The organism is Olsenella sp. AGMB03486 (assembly GCF_040884255.1).
GTDB lineage: Bacteria > Actinomycetota > Coriobacteriia > Coriobacteriales > Atopobiaceae > Olsenella_L > Olsenella_L kribbiana.
Genome location: NZ_JBEVTM010000065.1, coordinates 1 through 602, shown reverse-complemented (window position 1 = coordinate 602; position 602 = coordinate 1). Strand labels below are relative to the sequence as shown.

Here is a 602-nt window from a genome sequence, read left to right as displayed (position 1 = left end):
TATTGGAATTCTTGCCCATGTAGACGCTGGAAAGACGACCTTGACGGAGAGCCTGCTATATGCCAGCGGAGCCATTTCAGAACCGGGGAGCGTCGAAAAAGGGACAACGAGGACGGACACCATGTTTTTGGAGCGGCAGCGTGGGATTACCATTCAAGCGGCAGTCACTTCCTTCCAGTGGCACAGATGTAAAGTCAACATTGTGGATACGCCCGGCCACATGGATTTTTTGGCGGAGGTGTACCGCTCTTTGGCTGTTTTAGATGGGGCCATCTTGGTGATCTCCGCTAAAGATGGCGTGCAGGCCCAGACCCGTATTCTGTTCCATGCCCTGCGGAAAATGAACATTCCCACCGTTATCTTTATCAACAAGATCGACCAGGCTGGCGTTGATTTGCAGGGCGTGGTTCAGTCTGTTCGGGATAAGCTCTCCGCCGATATTATCATCAAGCAGACGGTGTCGCTGTCCCCGGAAATAGTCCTGGAGGAAAATACCGACATAGAAGCATGGGATGCGGTCATCGAAAATAACGATGAATTATTGGAAAAGTATATCGCAGGAGAACCAATCAGCCGGGAAGAACTTGCGCGGGAGGAACAGC

At 51.5% G+C, this 602-nt stretch carries 1 protein-coding gene; it reads left to right on the top strand.

The window, feature by feature from the left end; translation table 11 throughout:
• Position 1: 1 nt before the first annotated feature.
• On the top strand, positions 2 to 602 hold a 601-nt coding region (locus ABVS03_RS11580), incomplete at its 3' end, for a GTP-binding protein (RefSeq protein WP_368019221.1).